This is a genomic window from Paenibacillus peoriae KCTC 3763, assembly GCF_000236805.1.
GTDB lineage: Bacteria > Bacillota > Bacilli > Paenibacillales > Paenibacillaceae > Paenibacillus > Paenibacillus peoriae.
In genome coordinates this window covers 689,442-704,347 of record NZ_AGFX01000011.1, presented here as the reverse complement: position 1 = coordinate 704,347, position 14,906 = coordinate 689,442, and the positions used below count along the sequence as shown (strand labels likewise).

At 48.3% G+C, this 14,906-nt stretch carries 14 protein-coding genes; all 14 read right to left on the bottom strand.

Annotated features, from left to right (window positions below; translation table 11 throughout):
* Nucleotides 1–412: 412 nt before the first annotated feature.
* The 14 genes from KQI_RS0105730 to ndk all read right to left on the bottom strand — a co-directional run bounded on the left by KQI_RS0105730 (nucleotide 413) and on the right by ndk (nucleotide 14,836).
* A complete protein-coding gene (locus KQI_RS0105730) occupies nucleotides 413–793 on the bottom strand; it encodes a hypothetical protein (protein ID WP_010345782.1) in 381 nt (126 codons plus the stop codon).
* 1,109 nt (nucleotides 794–1,902) lie between these two features.
* Complete coding sequence (locus KQI_RS0105725; protein ID WP_010345781.1) at nucleotides 1,903–2,991, bottom strand: prephenate dehydrogenase; 1,089 nt, start codon at nucleotides 2,989–2,991, stop codon at nucleotides 1,903–1,905.
* A 26-nt stretch (nucleotides 2,992–3,017) separates the two neighbouring features.
* Complete coding sequence (gene hisC, locus KQI_RS0105720; protein ID WP_010345780.1) at nucleotides 3,018–4,121, bottom strand: histidinol-phosphate transaminase; 1,104 nt, start codon at nucleotides 4,119–4,121, stop codon at nucleotides 3,018–3,020.
* A gap of 58 nt (nucleotides 4,122–4,179) precedes the next feature.
* On the bottom strand, nucleotides 4,180–4,986 hold the full coding sequence (gene trpA / locus KQI_RS0105715; RefSeq protein WP_010345779.1) for a tryptophan synthase subunit alpha: 807 nt from the start codon (nucleotides 4,984–4,986) through the stop codon (nucleotides 4,180–4,182).
* Nucleotides 4,983–6,179, bottom strand: a complete 1,197-nt coding sequence (gene trpB, locus KQI_RS0105710; protein ID WP_010345778.1) for a tryptophan synthase subunit beta — start codon at nucleotides 6,177–6,179, stop codon at nucleotides 4,983–4,985. The genes trpA and trpB overlap by 4 nt, the downstream gene beginning before the upstream one ends.
* Complete coding sequence (locus KQI_RS0105705) at nucleotides 6,176–6,862, bottom strand: phosphoribosylanthranilate isomerase (protein ID WP_010345777.1); 687 nt, start codon at nucleotides 6,860–6,862, stop codon at nucleotides 6,176–6,178. Before KQI_RS0105705 ends, trpB begins: the two co-directional genes overlap by 4 nt.
* Nucleotides 6,859–7,653 carry an indole-3-glycerol phosphate synthase TrpC gene (gene trpC, locus KQI_RS0105700; RefSeq protein WP_010345775.1) on the bottom strand — a complete coding sequence of 265 codons (795 nt, stop codon included), beginning with the start codon at nucleotides 7,651–7,653 and terminating at the stop codon, nucleotides 6,859–6,861. The genes KQI_RS0105705 and trpC overlap by 4 nt, the downstream gene beginning before the upstream one ends.
* Entirely contained in the window at nucleotides 7,643–8,689 is a 1,047-nt protein-coding gene (gene trpD, locus KQI_RS0105695; RefSeq protein ID WP_010345774.1) for an anthranilate phosphoribosyltransferase, read from the bottom strand. Before trpD ends, trpC begins: the two co-directional genes overlap by 11 nt.
* Before the next feature lie 75 nt (nucleotides 8,690–8,764).
* Nucleotides 8,765–10,315: an anthranilate synthase component I gene (gene trpE, locus KQI_RS0105690; RefSeq protein ID WP_010345773.1), complete on the bottom strand. Its 1,551-nt coding sequence runs from the start codon at nucleotides 10,313–10,315 to the stop codon at nucleotides 8,765–8,767.
* Between the two features lie 377 nt (nucleotides 10,316–10,692).
* Nucleotides 10,693–11,067 carry a chorismate mutase gene (gene aroH, locus KQI_RS0105685; RefSeq protein ID WP_007430824.1) on the bottom strand — a complete coding sequence of 125 codons (375 nt, stop codon included), beginning with the start codon at nucleotides 11,065–11,067 and terminating at the stop codon, nucleotides 10,693–10,695.
* A gap of 2 nt (nucleotides 11,068–11,069) precedes the next feature.
* A complete protein-coding gene (gene aroB / locus KQI_RS0105680) occupies nucleotides 11,070–12,164 on the bottom strand; it encodes a 3-dehydroquinate synthase (RefSeq protein WP_010345772.1) in 1,095 nt (364 codons plus the stop codon).
* A 1-nt stretch (nucleotide 12,165) separates the two neighbouring features.
* On the bottom strand, nucleotides 12,166–13,335 hold the full coding sequence (aroC, locus tag KQI_RS0105675) for a chorismate synthase (RefSeq protein ID WP_010345771.1): 1,170 nt from the start codon (nucleotides 13,333–13,335) through the stop codon (nucleotides 12,166–12,168).
* A 226-nt stretch (nucleotides 13,336–13,561) separates the two neighbouring features.
* The gene (locus KQI_RS0105670) at nucleotides 13,562–14,362 is read right to left on the bottom strand and encodes a CheR family methyltransferase (protein WP_029390038.1); all 801 of its coding nucleotides are present in this window, start codon (nucleotides 14,360–14,362) and stop codon (nucleotides 13,562–13,564) included.
* Nucleotides 14,363–14,392: 30 nt separating this feature from the next.
* Nucleotides 14,393–14,836 (bottom strand): nucleoside-diphosphate kinase, encoded by a 444-nt coding sequence (ndk, locus tag KQI_RS0105665; RefSeq protein ID WP_010345769.1) that lies wholly within the window; start codon nucleotides 14,834–14,836, stop codon nucleotides 14,393–14,395.
* Nucleotides 14,837–14,906 lie beyond the last annotated feature (70 nt).

Genomic DNA, 14,906 nt, shown 5'->3' with positions numbered 1-14,906 from the left:
CATGAAAATGGTGAGCAAATTGACGAAGCTTAAGCTACTGGAACAAGCACGACGTTACAAACAGCAACAGATCAATACGTAGATGAATACACACAGAAGAGTTCTAGGCAAACCTGATATTTCCTTGAAGACGGTAAATCACACATTCAAGTGGGTCTAAGTTAAGCTAGATTTCAATCAATGTTGCACTAATCAGACTAGTACCTTTCCGCTTAATAATTATAATAAGAACTCACCTTTTTTCCATAAATTTGGCTAAGGTTTGTTTTACTCCAAGAACTGTAGAAAAAAGAATCAAAAAAGACTCTCACCAGCATTATGACTGTGGAGTCTTTTAAAGAGCCTATCAAATTCTTATTGTTATATACACCCATTATGAACTCAAAATAACACTAAACGGCCATGAAACTACTTAATAGCGGTTGGCTCTTGCGTATGCCTGAACATATGTACCTATATCACCAGTAATATCAATGTATAGATATCCTCCAGAAGGTATGTCTGTTGACCCTTCAGAAGTGGCTCTTTTACCGGAGCGAAATTGGTATATAGCAATTGGGCTAAAATAATTGCCATCAAATGAGTACATAAACTTTACTGTCGCTTTGCCTGGGCCATAGTAAGTTGAATCATATACCACATTAGCTCCCGTAAACTTTATGGTATCGCTGGTCACGTGTGTTTGCTCTTCCTGTTTAGAAACAGTTGTTTTATACGAAGCTGCTGAAGTCACGGAAGCGAACATAAAAAAGACGGCGATCATTAAAAGAAACAGTGGTCTATATTTTTTCAAGGTATACTCCTCCTTTGAAAATAGAATATAATGACCGTTTAGTTATCTATATATTACCTTTAGATTAATTATAATTCCATATCCAAAGTAAAAGTTTTCAAAAAGTTCAAAGATTATTTAAATCTTACTCATCTGCCCATGGTAATGGCACCTTGCGATAAATGCTTCCTCTTGCATAACGAGTCTGCTTGGTGTACAGCTTAAATTAATGGAAATCTCAATCATATTCCTTCATTTCATGATCAAAGATACCTGGAATCGCAAGTATGGTAAAGGGTTCAAGCTCCTACCCCAGCCTGAGGATAAGAGCTTGATCCCTTAAAACAAATACTAAATAGCTTTCTCTTCAGTTAAAATAAAAGTATACTAAAATTCCTCCGCTCTCTTTTTCAAAGTACTGAGACTTGTTATTTACATTGTTCACCACGAGTAAGGTTTTAAATAAATTTAAGTGATCAACATTAACATATTTCCTCGCTGTAAAGTAGAAACGACACCTTTTTTAGATACACATCTAATCGGTTATGAACACAAGTTTTTATCCTTTTCGGCTAGCGATATAAGTTCTTGCCCCAAGCTGAGGACAAGAACTTATATCGCTAAAACAAAAAAAACCGCCAATATGGCGACTTCTTATGCGTATATGTTCTTGTCCTTCGACGCGGTAAAAAGAAACATTGCACTAGGTGTAGTCAAAAGCAGACAATAAAAAAATCACACATGAACTGTGACTTCAGTGTGTCAAGAAAGTCCGATGATGGACTTTCCGACACATTATTTTTTATATGGATAGACTCAATTTTATGAATTATGGATTATTTGTTCCAGTACCCCTGTAAAACTTCAATTGCTCTACAGCTTGAAGCGGGCGAAGAAACCTTCGCCCGCTTTAAATCTTTCCCTACTCCTTCACTCCCGGAAAGTGTGTTGCTTTTAAGGCGGTCAGTAGCGCAGTGGTCCATTTGAATCTGGAGAAGCGGAGCGTTCGCCTTTGCCGCCGGATTTTCCCATTAAAGCATCTGATCAAAAAAATCCGGCGGCAACAGCGATCGTAAGATCAAATGGATCGCGAAGCGACCTCCTTAACAGACACCCGCTTTCCCCGACCTTCACACTACTACTTTATAGCTCATCGAATCAAGCAGGGTTTTCGCACGTTCCCAATCCCGCTCCTGACGGAAGGAGAGCCGCAGAATGCCGGGAACATCCTCCCGGCTTTCAATGATTTGCATATTGCTCAGGTTAATGCTGTGATTCCCCAGCTCCATTGCAATCCTGCCGATAATACCAGGGGTATCCGGTACATCAATATACAGATCAAACGTTGAGACGATGACACCTTTGCGGCGCTCCGGCAGTTCACTACGGAAATTACCTGCCGTCCAAAACTCGTCAGCGATTCCCTCTCCGTCTTGTGTTCTCAGTAAATGGGTAAAACGCTCAATCTGCCCGTTCCATTCTTCCAGCAGACCTAGTAAAACATCACGATTACTTAGCAAAATGTCCCGCCATACAATCGGATCACTAGAGGCTATCCGCGTAATATCACGGAACCCACCTGCAGCCAATGTGCGATACAGCGGATTTTCATTATTGTGCTTTCGCACCTGATTTACCAGGGCCGCTGCAATAATGTGCGGAAGATGGCTGATTGCTCCGACAATGTCATCGTGCATGTCAGGTTGGACGCGTACAACCTGAGCACCCGTATATTTTAAGAGTTGCTCCAGCGAGCTGTATGCTTCCTGAGGTACATCCTCTGCCGGAGAGAGTACATAATAAGCGTTCTCAAACAGCAAGGCAGAAGCAGCCTTGACACCTGAACGCTCCGAGCCGGCCATCGGATGACCGCCGATAAAATAAGCGTTATGCAAAGAAATTTCCGCTGCTTTTTTGGCAATCGACGATTTCGTGCTGCCTACATCGGTAATAATACAGCCTGCTTTAAGCGGCAGCTGACTTAACAGCTCCAGATAATGCTCCAGTAAACCAACCGGTACGCATAAAAAAATAAAATCGGCATCCTCTGCCGCCTCTTCAACCGAAAGAGTCGCGGTGTCCACAACACCACGGCTTAACATGGGTTCCACCAGTTCAGGGAGATGGCCATGACCCACAACGGTGATGCCCGGCTTCCCTTTAAAACAAAGTGCGAGGGACCCACCGATCAGTCCCACGCCGAAAATGGCAATTTTCATCAATTATCAAATCCCATCTGCGGAAATTATAGGCGTGCTTTCGCCGCTTCCGCCCCCAGGACCTGTTCCAACGCACGGATAAACAATTCATTTTGCGGCTGCGACCCAACCGACACCCTAATATATGTCGGATATTTATGATGACCAGCGCGAATGATCACGCCTTTACGAAGCAATTCCTGAAATACCTCACCGGATGGACGACGCACATCCAGCATAATAAAGTTACCATGTGCCGGAAAAGACTCTAACCCAAGACGCTTCAGCTCATTTTGCAAATAAGCTCTGCCCTCTGCGTTGCGATCCCGACATTCCCGAACAAATTCCTGGTCCTCCAAAGCCGCAATCGCCGCAGCCTGCGCTACCCGTGAAGTATTGAACGGCTCACGAACCTGATTGATCAAACGGATGGTAGGCTCGGCTCCCATACCATAGCCGATACGCAGCGAAGCCAGACCATAGATTTTGGAGAACGTACGAAGTACCACCAAATTCTCATACGCTGACAACAAACGAATTCCGTCTGGATACGAGCGATCCGTTACAAACTCGGCATAAGCTTCATCCAGCACGACCATCACATGCTTTGGCACCTGATCCAAAAAGGCAATCAGCTCTGCTTCGGGTACAATGGTGCCTGTCGGATTATTCGGATTACAAACCCAAATAATTTTTGTACGGTCATTGATTTGAGCCAGCATAGCATCCAAATCATGCACACCGTCGCGCAAAGGCACCTCAACAGCAACCGCTCCCTCAATTTCCACATTACTTTTGTATACGGAAAATGTCTGATCGGCCATGATGCTTTCTTCACCGGGAAGGAGAAATGCACGCGTAATCAACGCAATAATTTCGTCAGAGCCACAGCCATAAATAAACTGCTCCTCTTTCAGACCCGTCTGTTGGGCCAGCGCCTGTGTCAAAGCTACTGCGCTACCATCAGGATAGACGCTAATGTTGGCAAACTCCTGCTGAATGGCCTGTAATACTTTGGGAGAACTGCCATACGGATTTTCATTTGAAGCAAGCTTGATCACTTCATCAAGTCCCAACTCGCGTTTCACATCTTCAATCGGTTTACCGGGCTGATATACTGGCAAATGTACAATATGCGGTTTAGGTCTCATACCCCTACCTCCTCTATCCAATCAGAACTGAATGTGTTGCTCTCTATATTACGCCAAATTACTGCTTTAATTGTGCCACAAAATCACGAATTTGCAAAAGCCCTTCTTCTCTGCGCGCAGAATCCTCCAGCAATGGAATGGCTTCCTCCACCTGACGCACAATGGCACTGCCGACCACAACCCCATCACAAATGTCTGAGAACCGGACGACCTGCTCCCGATTTGAAATACCAAAGCCGATCGCCACCGGAATGTCGGTATGCCGTTTGACTTGCGTAATAAAGCCCTCTATCCCTTCAAAAAAGGAAGCTCTCTCCCCGGTTACACCCAGCGAGGATACACAGTATACAAATCCACGAGCATTACGGACAATCCGCTCGATCCGCTGCTCGGAAGTTGGAGCCACCAGCGGGATTAGATGCACTCCTACCTCTGCCGCCCGTGCTCCCAGCTCTTCCGCTTCCTCAAGCGGAAGGTCGGGAATAATCAGACCACTGATACCGTGCTTCTGCAAGCCAGCAAAAAAAGCATCCATACCCATCTGCAATACAGGATTGTAATACGTAAACAAAATAAAAGGCAGGCTCGAACCTGCCGCCCTAGCCAGAGAAGCCGTCTCCATACATGTGCGGATCGAGATTTGCCGTTTGAGCGCACGCTCAGATGCACGCTGAATGACAGGACCGTCAGCCAGCGGGTCGGAATACGGAACACCCAGCTCCAATATATCGGCTCCGGCAGACTCTAGCTGCCGAATAATCTCCACCGTGGTCTCCACATCCGGGTCGCCCACCGTCAGAAAAGGAATCAATGCCGTTTTGCCTTCATTTTTAAGACGCTCAAACGCCTGATCAATTAAATTCATGACGGATTTCCTCCCAAATACTTGATAATGGAGTCCACATCTTTATCTCCGCGCCCGGACAAGCAAATAACGATAATATCATCTGCCGTCAACGTAGGTGCCAGTTTGACAACCTGCGCAACTGCATGTGCCGACTCTAATGCAGGAAGTATGCCTTCTGTACGGCAGAGGAGCTGGAGTGCATCGAGCGCTTCCTGATCGGTAATTGGAACATATTTGGCCCGTTCAATATCTTTCAGATATGAATGCTCCGGTCCAACACCCGGATAATCCAGTCCGGCCGAGATGGAGTGCGCAGGCTGCACTTGTCCGTATTCATCCTGAAGCAGATAACTCATCGAGCCCTGGAAGACCCCTTGTGTTCCCTTGCTCATCGTTGCCGCATGGAATTCTGTGTCAACGCCTTTTCCAGCAGCTTCCACACCGATTAATGCAACGCCCTCATCCTCGATAAAAGGATAAAACATGCCGATGGCATTGCTTCCGCCACCAATCGCTGCTACGACGACATCCGGGAGTCTGCCTTCCTTTTCCAAAATCTGACGGCGTGTTTCATCGCCAATTACACGCTGGAAGTCCCGCACCATCATCGGATACGGATGGGGACCAACAGCCGAGCCCAAAATATAAAATGTATCATGGACATGGCTCACCCAGTAACGCAAGGCTTCATTCCCGGCATCCTTAAGTGTACGTGTACCCGAGGTCACCGGAATGACCTCTGCGCCCAAAAGCTGCATCCGGAATACGTTTAACTGCTGGCGCACAGTATCCTCTTCACCCATAAACACCTTGCATTCCAGTCCGAGCAACGCAGCCACGGTTGCTGTCGCGACACCATGCTGTCCTGCACCTGTTTCGGCAATGACCTTCTGTTTGCCCATGCGCTTCGCCAGCAACCCCTGTGCCAAGGCATTGTTGATTTTGTGGGCCCCGGTGTGATTCAAATCTTCGCGTTTCAAGTAAATCTTGGCCTTACCCAAATGCTTACTCAGACGCTCTGCATGATAAAGAGGTGTTTCCCGGCCAGAATAATCCTTTAGCAGTCCGTTCAGCTCTGCTTTAAATTCCGGATCGTCTGCATACTTTCGGTAGGATTCCTCTAATTCAATCAATGCGTTCATCAACGTTTCCGGTACGAAGCGTCCGCCAAATGTCCCAAAACGTCCGTTGCTATCAGGTAATTGTGTCATGCCTGCTTCACCCTTTCTACGAATGCCGTGATTTTTGAAATGTCCTTGACTCCATCTGTCTCTACGCCGCTGGACACATCCAGCCCTTCGGGATGATACTCGGTAACCAGCTTTTCCGCATTATCAGCAGTCAGTCCACCAGCTACAAATAAAGGAATTCCATGTTGATGGGTCCAAGCGTGATAGGCCGGAATTCGATCCCATGCAAACGTTCTGCCAGAACCGCCACCATACAGGGGATCATATGTATCCAGCAGCAAAGCGTCAATTGTACCTGCATAGGCTTCCAATTCGTCTGCCGGACGTTCCGTCTGGTCCTTACTCGTCTGCTGATAACTGTCTACAGACCAAGCCTTGAATACCTGTACGCCAAAACGCTCCCTGATCTCGCTGCAGCGCTGCGGACTCTCCTGTCCATGCAGCTGAATGACATCCAATGGAGCTTGCTCCATCACGTCATGTAACAGCGCATCAGCTGGATTTACAAATACACCCACGCTGCGCGGTTTGCTGTCCGGAGTCCATTCATCCAATACGCGAAGCAGCTCTTCAGCCTGTGCGCCGTCAATCCGGCGCTTACTGTCGGCAAACACAAAACCTATATAATCGACCGGTAAGTTTATCATAGATTTTAGCACTTCAACGCTTTGAAGTCCACAAATTTTTACGCCCGTTTTATTCATGCTATAACCCCGTCCATCAAATCCGCTACAGCTTGACCCACATCATTCTTACGCATCAGATGTTCTCCTACCAGAATGCCGTGCGCCCCTACCGAATGCAGATACTTTACATCTTCAGGCCCGGCTATGCCGCTTTCACTAATAAACGTAACTCCTTTAGGGATCAGTGCAATCAGCTCTTCCGTCGTTTGGAGACGGGTCTCGAACGTCCGCAGATTGCGATTGTTTACTCCAATCAGAGTTGCTGTGCCCAAATCCAGCACCCCTTTAAGCTCCTCGCTGTCATGCACCTCCACCAATGCGTCCAGTCCCAGGTCTTTGGCGATCTGTAAAAACGACCCCAAAACGCGTGGCTCCAGTATAGCTGCAATCAATAGCACCGCATCGGCTCCCAGTAGACGAGCTTCATAAATTTGCCGTTCATCGATGATAAAATCCTTTCGCAGCAGCGGAATGTTCACCTGCTCACGAATTTGCTGCAGATATTCTGAGCTGCCCTGAAAATACGTCACATCTGTCAGTACAGAAATACAATCGGCTCCTGCTCCCTCATAGGCACGGGCAATGTCCACCGGATGGAAATCCGGTCGGATGAGCCCTTTGGACGGAGAGGCCTTTTTCACTTCAGCAATCAGCCCCAGCGGCCGGTTGCGACGCACAGCTATCGCGTCCTCAAATCCTCTTGTTGCAGGCAATTTGGCAATCAGCCGCTCCGCTTCACTGATATTAAAATGCTCCTTAAGCTGCTCTACTTCCTGTCGCTTCGTCACCACAATTTTATCAAGATACATATTGATATTCCCCCGTCGCCTGTATTAATTGATCCAGCTTGGACAGTGCCAGTCCGGTGTCAATCGCTTCCGCCGCTAGCGCTACTCCGTCCGCCAAGGTAGCAGCTGCGCCTGCTACATAAATACACGCGCCAGCATTCGCTAACACGACGTCTCGGTAAGCTCCGCGCTCTCCGTTCAAAATCCGCCGTATAATGTCGGCGTTAACCTGCGCATCTCCACCCAGCACCTGATCGAGATGATGCATCTGTAAGCCCAGGTCCGATGGATGAAGCTCAAACGTGTGAACCTTGCCGTCCTTCAGCTCAGATACTCGCGTCGGAGCCGAAATACTAATTTCATCCAAACCGTCCAGACTGCTGACAACCATGGCCCGTTTGGAGCCAAGCTGATTCAGCACCTCGGCGATCACTTCCGTTTTTCCGGCGTCATAAATGCCCAGCAGCTGTCGATCTGCACCAGCCGGATTCGTCAACGGACCCAGCATATTGAACACCGTCCGTACTCCAAGCTCACGGCGCGGTGCAGCAGCATGCTTCATCGACGGATGATATAACTGCGCAAATAAAAAGCAGATGCCAATCCGGTCCAGACATGACCGAGCCTGATCACTCGTCAGGTGAATGTTGACTCCCAGTGCCTCCAGCACATCTGCACTCCCGGCGCGGCCGCTGGCAGAACGATTGCCATGCTTCGCCACCCGTACAGACAGCGAAGCGGCGATGATAGCAGATACGGTGGAAATATTAAACTTGTGAATACCCGAACCTCCGGTTCCGCATGTGTCCAGCAGACGAGTCTCACCTTCCCCAGTCTGCACTGGACTCGCGTAACTACGCATCGCCTCGGCAAATCCGGTGATTTCATCCACCGTCTCCCCTTTGATGCGAAGAGCCGCCAGCAGCCCGCCAATCTGCGCCTGTGTGGCACTCCCACTCATAATCTGTTCCATTACGCTGCGGGCCTCCGCACGCGAAAGATGCTGTCCCTCAATAACCCGGCTTAAACCCACTTGCATCATGTTATGTCCTTCCATCGTCGTCTCCTCCTCAAAATCAGATTTTTGTAAATTCCGTCTCCCGCCAAGAAGGGTTGCTTGATCAAAACTTGCTTAGGGAGTGTACAAATAATCCTGATTGATGACGCTGTTGTAGGGCTGTGTCGTTGCCGGGAACATCGCCTCTGCCGTACGGATTGCCTTCAGCATTGCCTTGGCCTTGTTCACCGTCTCCTGGTACTCACTTTCCGGAACCGAGTCCCACACAATTCCTGCTCCTGCCTGAACATAGGCCCGGTTCTTTTTAAACACGATTGTGCGAATAGTAATACAGGCATCCATATTGCCCGAAAAGCCCAAATATCCAATAGCTCCCGCATAGGGTCCGCGCGCTTCCCGCTCCAGCTCGGCAATAATCTCCATGGCACGCAGCTTCGGAGCCCCCGATACGGTGCCCGCTGGCAGGCAGGACAGGAAAGCATCAAAGAAATCTTTATCCTCACGCAGTTCACCCGACACGTTAGACACAATGTGCATAACGTGAGAATAGCGTTCAATCTCCATAAACGTATCGCATTTGACTGTACCGAACCGGGATACACGGCCCAGATCATTTCTGCCCAAATCGACCAGCATCAGATGCTCGGCACGTTCTTTATCATCCTTCAACAATTCTTCAGCAAGCGCTGCATCCTCTGTCTCCGTGACGCCACGCGGCCTCGTCCCTGCAATAGGGCGGGTTTCTACCCGACCGTTTTCTACCTTGACAAGCGCCTCCGGCGAAGTGCCCACGATGATCTCGTCATCCATTTTCAAATAATACATGTATGGCGACGGATTCATCGTGCGCAGCACGCGGTATACCTGCAAAGGAGAAGCCTCGGTATCAATGTGAAAACGCTGGGATAGTACAACCTGAAAAATATCACCAGAGCGAATATATTCCTTTGCCTGCTCCACGTTTGCAATAAACTGCTCCTTCGTCACATTCGATTGAATCTCACCCAGCTCTACATCATCTGGAATGGAACCTGATCCCAGTCTCTCCGGTGGTGTTTGCTTGCGCAGATACTGCGCCGTTTCCTCCAGCTTGCGCTCCACCTCAGCATAGGCAGCACGAATGTCCTCATCGCGGAACCCTTCGCCCACATGTACATTGCCAACCAGCAAAATTTGCTGCTTCACATGATCAAAAACAATCACTTGATCGCAGAACATAAAACGAATATCATCCATATTCAAGTCATCTACCGAATGCTCCGGCAGCTTTTCATAGTATTGAAGCAGATCATATCCAAAGAATCCGATCGCTCCACCTGTAAATGGAGGCATTTCTTTCAGTTTGGGGCTGCGATATTTGCGAAGCAGCGCCTTGAGCGCTTCAAGCGGCTTGTCGTTCAAAATTTGCCGTTTACCATGCTGCTCCAAAATCAAACGACCTTTTTTACCCGAAACCATCAGGAACGGATCGGTTCCGATGAATGAATGGCGCGCCCATTGCTCGCCTCCCTCTACACTCTCCAGCAGAAAGGCTCGGTCCCGCTCAGCATACCGACGGAAAATCCGAATCGGCGTCTCCATATCGGCCAGCACTTTTTTGTACACAGGAATCAGGTTAAATTCATTCGCCATCATTATCACTTGCTCCACATGCGGCGTTAACATGAGATCACTTCCTTTCCAATTTGGCGCAGACCCAAAGGAGAGAATATAAAAAAGCCCCTACCTGGAAGGTAGAGGCTGTCAGTTATTGAAATTATAAGAATGCGACCATATGTAAAAAGATTACAACAAACAGGCAAAGTATATACTTATCCCTCTGCATAACCCACAGGCTAACTCAAATAAGCTTCGCTGCCCAGGATGCATCTTTTCATAGGCATCAGCTTACTGTCACCGTCGGTCTCTGTAATCTCATATGGAATTGGCTCGGACTGCACTCTTCTCATCTCAACTGGCTCTGGCTAACTCTACTCAACTCTGCTACACACACTATATCTCATCGGATGTTACTTTGGCAACCATTAACTCAAAAAAGGGCGTTACTTCCCTTCGGAAGCCAGATCCGGTCTTAGCGCCTGCGCTCCGTTTAAATATACATGTTTGATTTCCCGTTGGGATTTATGGGTGTTCACCTGTACCAACAAACGGATACATTTGGGCAAACTACCCGCGACAGGAATTTCCAATCCACACATAAGTGGAACCATATCCCATCCGTCAAGCTGACGGATCGCCTTAGCTGGAAACGCAGCGTCCAGATCGTGGGTGACCGTAATCCAGACATTGCTAATGTCTTCAGGCTGAATTTCATTGTAGGATACGATTTCATCCAATAGCTGGCTGGTCGCTTCCAAAATTTCGTTTTCTTCATTATTCGCTACAGTCGTCGCGCCACGTATTCCACGATTGTACATCTTTACGCCTCCTCTTTTAACTGTTCAATGATTTGCCTGATGTCAGAGACGGGAATATCCTTCACAACCTCCACGCGCCCGATGCTGCGCGGGACGACAAAAGTAATGCTGCCTTCTTTAAACTTTTTGTCATGCATCATCGCCTCCAGCAGTCGATCCGTATCAAGATGTGCTGGAAGGGAGGTTGGCAGCCGCAGCGAAGACAGCATATCTCTTGTTTCTTCGACCAAAGCGGGATCTGCCCCGAGCTTTACACCCAGAAGCGCGGAACCGACCATCCCAATCGAAATCGCTTCTCCGTGTAAAAACTCGCCATATCCCGCAATGGCTTCAATGGCATGACCAATCGTATGACCGAGGTTTAAAATAGCGCGCAAATCATTTTCCCGTTCATCACGTGACACCACTTCAGCTTTCACAGAGCAGCCCTTCTCCAGTCCGTACTCCAGAGCTGCCGCATCCAGAGCCAGCAAATCTGCCGCATGATCGCGGCACCACTGGGCGAAATCAGCATCCCAGATCAAACCATGCTTGATCATTTCAGCCAGCCCGGCGGATACTTCGCGCTGAGGCAATGTAGACAACGTATCTACGTCATACAGCACGAGTTCCGGCTGATGGAAGGCTCCAATCATATTTTTGGCCAAAGGATGATTGATGCCGACCTTCCCTCCCACACTGCTGTCATGGGCCAGGATCGTCGTAGGAATCTGTACGAACTTGACACCTCTCATATACGAGGCCGCCACAAATCCGGCCAGATCGCCCACTACACCACCGCCAAGTGCAATCACGGCTGAATGGCGATCCAAACCACCCTGAATGGCTGCTGTTATGACCTGCTCAAATACAGCCAGCGACTTGGATGTTTCACCCGGCTTGACGACAAAGGATACCGTCTTATAGCCCGACTCCCGAAGATTGCTCTCCAGTGTCGCCAGGTAAAATGACGCTGTATGTTCGTCAGAAACAATCAACAATGGACTTTTTTGCGCAATTCCTCGTTCCTTCAGAAACTCTCCGGCCCGATGCAGCAGTCCACGCCCGATATGAATGGGATAGGAACGTTCTCCGAGTTGTACCGTCAGCGTACTCATCTTAATACCGTCCCAGTTGTTCTTCGTAGGATGCAATGTTCGCACGGATTTCTTCAATGGAATCTCCACCGAATTTTTCAAGCAAAGCCTTCGCAATTTCCCAAGCTACAACATGCTCCATGACCACACTTGCCGCTGGTACTGCACATGCATCCGAACGCTCAACCTGTGCAGTGAACGCTTCCTTCGTATCAATGTCGACGCTTTGCAGCGGTTTATACAAAGTCGGGATCGGCTTCATGACACCGCGAACGACAACAGGCATTCCATTGGTCATGCCACCCTCAAAACCGCCCAAACGATTGGTACGACGGTGATATCCACGTTCCTCATCATACAGAATCTCATCATGCACCTGTGAGCCGCGCAGTTCTCCTGCTTCGAAGCCGATACCGATTTCTACGCCCTTAAAGGCATTAATGGACATGACGCCTTGGGCAATGCGTGCATCCAGCTTCCGATCATATTGTACATGACTGCCCAAACCAATCGGAACGCCTTCCACGATACATTCCACTACCCCACCGACCGAATCGCCTTCTTGCTTGATCAGGTCAATGTACGCTTCCATTTTCTTTTCGGTTTCTGGATCGGTCACTCTCACGGAAGAAGCTTCCGTCACGGCAATCAGCTCGTCGATCGGCAAATCACGGTAAGGAGCCTCGATTTCGCCAATGCGGATGACCTGACCTGCCACCTTGATCCCGAACTCTGCCAGCAATTGACGGGCCAAGCCGCCACACGCGACACGAATCGCAGTTTCACGCGCGCTGGAGCGCTCCAGCACGTTACGCAGGTCCTTCAGGTTGTATTTCATTCCGCCGTTCAAATCGGCATGACCCGGACGCGGACGGTGAACCCGGCGCTTTTCTTCATCACTGCCTTCGATCGGCTCAATATTCATAATATTCTGCCAGTGCTTCCAGTCGTTATTTTCCACAATCAGTGCAATCGGCGCTCCTGTGGTATAACCGTGACGCACACCCCCGGCAATGTTCGCCGTATCCTTTTCAATCTGCATACGCCGCCCCCGTCCATACCCTTTCTGACGACGGTGCAACTGAAAATTCAGTTCTTCAAAATCCAATTTTAAATTGCTAGGCATGCCCTCTACAATTGCAGTTAGCTGGGGACCATGCGTTTCCCCCGCGGTTAAATAACGTAAACTCATGACGCGTTCCCCCTTTAAACTGTTAAACTGTGCATCGCTAAAACCTATAACTGTGCTTCATTATAGTATACGCACCTTTCTTTGACAAGAAAAGCCACAGGTATGCAGATAAACAAAAACACGCCCCTTAGGCAAAGCCAAAGGACGTGCATTTCCGATAAGCAAGCCATCAACGTGCTCATGATCCAAAAAATATCTAATTACGAATGATCAATATATGTCTGGGCTATGCTTTTTTACGATAAAAAAAGGTTTCCGTCGATTCCAGACCATATTGGTTGGGAGAAAAAATTTGCTCTGTACTGCCCACAAACAGTACACCGCCTGGACGGAGACTGGCTGCAAACTTCTGATACAGCTTATGCTTGGCCTCTTCAGTAAAATAAATCATAACATTGCGACAGATAATGAGGTCATAGTTGTCTTCAAACGAATCCAGCAGCAAATTTTGCTTTTGAAATTTCACAGCCTGTTTCAAACGGTCATCCACCCGAAACATCGCACCATCCGGTTTGAAATATTTGCTGGCTACCTGCTCAGGCACATCCTTGAGCGAGCGCTCCAAATATCTGCCTTCCTTGGCTTTAGCCAATGCACCATCATCAATATCGGAAGCTGTAATGGAACAATTCCCCAAGATCCCCTTGCCGTCCAGAACCATAGCCAAACTGTAAGGCTCCTCACCAGTCGAGCAAGCCGCGCTCCACAGCTTGAGCTTCTGCTTGCCTGCAAGCAGCTGTGGCAGAATCGTATCCCGCAGCACTTCCCACCGATTGGGATTACGCCAAAATTCCGAAACATTGATCGTCATACGATCCAGAAATTCATAAAACAGGGGTTTTTCCTTCATCATGGCATCATAAAAAGAAACAAAACTGGGAAACCCGTTTTTGTTGCGAAGTGTCGTTAACCGCCTTTTCATCTGTGCTTCTTTGTATTGTGCAAGATCAATACCTGTGCTGTCCTTAATTTTGCGGATAAACGTCGTGTAATCGGGGTCTGTCTGACCCAGTTCCAAATCCGTCATGCTACCATCCTTTTTCATACGAGATTAAACTTACATCCAGGTCGCCACACTTTTCTCATACCGAACCGACTCTTCCGGCATGAAAAAATTCGCAATCTCGCGTTCCGCGCTCTCCGGTGAATCCGAACCGTGTATGAGGTTAAACGGTGTATGTGCAGCAAAGTCTCCCCGGATCGTGCCCGGTAGAGCCTCTGTTACTTGTGTTTTACCAATCAACAGGCGGGAAAGCGTAACGATGTTATCCCCTTCCCAAATCATGGCAAAAACAGGGCCTGATGTGATAAAATCTACAAGCTCATCAAAAAAGGGCTTGCCCACATGCTCGGCATAATGCCGCTGCGCCTGTTCTTTAGATACCTGCACAAGTTTGCCACCCGTCATTTTGAAGCCTTTGTCTTCCAGACGACTGATAATACGTCCAATCAGTCCGCGTTGTACTCCATCCGGTTTAACCATCAAAAACGTGCGATCCATCGGCTCACTCCCAATCCAATCTTAATGTATTTATACAGTACTAGTCTGTATTGTAACAGAAAGCATGGAA